The organism is Psychrobacter sp., assembly GCF_018260395.1.
GTDB lineage: Bacteria > Pseudomonadota > Gammaproteobacteria > Pseudomonadales > Moraxellaceae > Psychrobacter.
In genome coordinates, this window is sequence record NZ_JAGLBC010000186.1 from 1 (window position 1) to 3,580 (window position 3,580).

Genomic DNA, 3,580 nt, shown 5'->3' on the forward strand with positions numbered 1-3,580 from the left:
TAATAATATTTTATACATAGACTATATTTATTGCTTTAACCAAAATCACGTTAATAGGTTACAATACCCATTAGTTAATGAATTTCTTTATATGATAAGGATGAAGTATGCAATACCGATCTAAAACATCAACTTCAGGCCGTAATATGGCTGGCGCTCGTGCCTTATGGCGTGCAACAGGTATGACTGATGGGGATTTTGATAAACCAATTATTGCCATTGCCAACTCTTTTACTCAGTTTGTACCCGGTCATGTACATCTAAAAGACATGGGACAGCTTGTAGCAAGAGAGATTGAGAAAGTCGGCGGTGTTGCTAAAGAATTTAATACCATTGCTGTTGATGATGGTATTGCTATGGGTCACAGTGGAATGCTGTATTCACTACCAAGCCGAGATTTAATTGCAGACTCGGTTGAGTATATGGTGATTGCACATTGTGCAGATGCTTTGGTGTGTATATCAAACTGCGACAAAATTACCCCAGGTATGCTTATGGCAGCCATGCGTCTAAACATACCTGTCATTTTTGTTTCAGGTGGCCCAATGGAAGCCGGTAAAGTATTGGTTTCAGATTTAGACTCAGGTTTGATTAGTCATAATACAGATGGTTCAGATGATGCTCCAGACGCAGATATAGTCAAAAACGAGCAAGGTAAAACGATTCGCAAGCTCGACTTAGTAGATGCGATGATCGATGCAGCTGATGACAACGTTAGTGATGCTGATGTCCTTGAAATTGAACGCTCTGCTTGTCCAACCTGTGGATCATGTTCTGGTATGTTTACCGCCAACTCTATGAACTGCTTGACTGAAGCTTTGGGTTTGTCTTTACCGGGTAATGGTTCACTGCTCGCCACTCATGCCAAACGTGAAGCATTATTCTTAGAGGCCGGCCGTCGTATTGTGGACTTGGCTAAGCGCCGTTATGAACAAGGTGATGAGTCTGTTTTACCTCGCTCTATCGCCACTAAAGCAGCCTTTGAAAATGCTATGAGCTTGGACATTGCTATGGGTGGCTCTACCAATACTATTCTTCATTTATTGGCTGCAGCTTATGAAGCTGAAATTGACTTTAAAATGGCGGATATAGATCATTTGAGCCGCCGTGTGCCTTGTTTATCAAAAGTTGCCCCTGCCACTCAAAAATATCACATGGAAGATGTACACCGGGCAGGAGGTGTATTTGCTATATTGGCTGAGTTAAACCGTGCAGGCTTGTTAACAACGGATATTCCTACAGTACATAGCAGCTCGTTGCAAGAAGCCATAGAGATGTGGGATGTCATGAATACCGATCATCCAAATCATCAAACGGCTCGTGAGTTATATATAGCAGCGCCTGGCGGTGTTCGCACCACTCAGGCTTTCTCTCAAAATAAAGCTTGGTCAAATTTGGACCTAAACCGTGAATCAGGGTGTATTCGCTCTGTTGAAAACGCCTACTCTACTGATGGTGGTTTGGCGGTGCTATTTGGTAATATTGCAGAGCGAGGCTGTGTAGTAAAAACTGCTGGAGTGGATGATAGTATTCTAACTTTCACAGGTCGAGCTCGTGTCTTTGAATCCCAAGATGACGCCGTTGATGCTATTTTATCTGATAAAGTTGTTGCTAAAGATATCGTAATCATCCGCTATGAAGGACCTAAAGGCGGACCTGGTATGCAAGAAATGTTATACCCTACCTCATATCTTAAATCAAAAGGGTTGGGTAAAGACTGTGCGCTATTAACCGATGGTCGATTCTCTGGCGGTACTTCAGGACTATCTATTGGTCATGCTAGCCCAGAGGCTGCAGAGGGTGGCGCAATTGGTCTAGTAGAAGATGGCGATACTATCCATATTGATATCCCTAACCGTAGTATCAACCTTGAAATCTCTAATGAGGAAATGGTAAAACGTAGAGATGAAATGGAAGCTCGTGGTAGCATGGCTTGGAAACCGGTAAATCGTGAACGTCATGTTAGTCAAGCGCTACGTGCTTACGCTGCTATGACCACTAGTGCCGATACTGGCGCTGTACGTGATGTCAGCCAAATAGAACGCTAACCATTAGTTTTTTTAACTTTTAAAAGTCAGCTTAGGCTGGCTTTTTTATGTATGATAATTTCGTTTTTTTCACTATCTTTCAATATTCTTTAAAACTTACAGCATTAGTTTAGAGCAATATTAGCAAGTTATTAAGCATGTGATTTTTATTTAGTATATGTGAAAGAACCGATGGCTGAACTGTACTAAAAAAATACTTTAAATATTTAGCTGTAACCAAATGATAATATTTTTAGTTTTTGTTTTCGTTCATTATTTGAAACCTTTTATTATTTTAGTCATAAACTAATAAACTAATAATTTCTTTTTCGGTAACTAACCTTAGGTAATTAGAGCATCATGATAGAGAACTATAACAATTTTTTATTGTTGTGCGGCATTGCTTTTTTGCTGGGCGGTTTTTCACCTTATTTTCTAAAACGCATACCTATATCATTACCCATGCTCCAAGTTACCTTTGGCTTAGCTATGGGTTATTTTTGGACAAGTTTCCCTTTTTTAAACCCTATTGAAAACGGTACTAGTGTCGAAAAGTTAACTGAGTTAGTGGTTTTAATTTCTTTGGTTGGTGCCGGTATTAAGCTTGATAGCCCTTTTAAATACCATATATGGCGTCCAACCTTTCGATTATTATTAGTTACTATGCCATTGTGCATCGCAGTCATGGCATTTTTAGGCTACTATGTATTTAGCTTAAGTCTTGGTGCGTCCATTCTCCTTGGTGCGGTATTAGCGCCTACCGATCCCGTTTTGGCCTCAAGTGTACAGGTAGGACCTCCTAATACTGGAAAAGAAGATGTTACTCGCTTTGCGTTAACCTCGGAGGCGGGACTCAATGATGGACTCGCCTTTCCATTCGTTTATCTTGCCATTAAGGTTGCAGAACATTTTGGAACCGCTAATACATTTACCGCAAGCTTATTGTTTGATTGGTTAACTATAGATGTAGCTTGGCGTATAGTATCGGGTATTCTTGTAGGAGTAATAGTCGGTAAATTGATTGGTAGAATCGTATTTTCAAAAGATACCAGAGAAACCACCATGTCACAAGGCTATTTGGTTATAGCCTTGACACTTATAGCATATGGGCTTTCTGAATTTATTCACGGATATGGTTTTATTGCTGTTTTCGTTGCCGCATATGTCTTTAGACGTACCGAGCATGGTCATGACTACCATGAAGAGCTGCATGATTTTGCAGAGCAATCAGAAGGCCTATTAATGTCATTGGTGCTAGTGTTTTTTGGCATGGCACTAGGCCAAGGGTTAGGCTCTGGTGTTGAATTAACATGGCAAGTGTATGCAGTTAGTATAATTGCTTTGGTATTAGTAAGACCTATAACAGGCTGGATTGGACTCTCAGGTCTTAACTTACATACCAATCAGCGTTTGGCTATAGCTGGTTTAGGAATACGAGGCATCGGTACTTTTTATTATTTAGCATATGCCCTTAATAAAGATGTGTTTGATAAAACTGAATCTAAAGAATTATGGATAATTAGTTCAATTGTGGTTCTTGCTTCAATATTTTT

2 protein-coding genes are annotated in these 3,580 nt (G+C 40.0%); both read left to right on the plus strand.

The window, feature by feature from the left end:
• Window positions 1-107: 107 nt before the first annotated feature.
• Window positions 108-2,048, plus strand: a complete 1,941-nt coding sequence (gene ilvD / locus QZ265_RS10195) for a dihydroxy-acid dehydratase (RefSeq protein WP_296405861.1) — start codon at window positions 108-110, stop codon at window positions 2,046-2,048.
• Between the two features lie 339 nt (window positions 2,049-2,387).
• Window positions 2,388-3,580: cation:proton antiporter (locus QZ265_RS10200; RefSeq protein ID WP_296405862.1), on the plus strand; the 1,193-nt coding region annotated here is incomplete at its 3' end.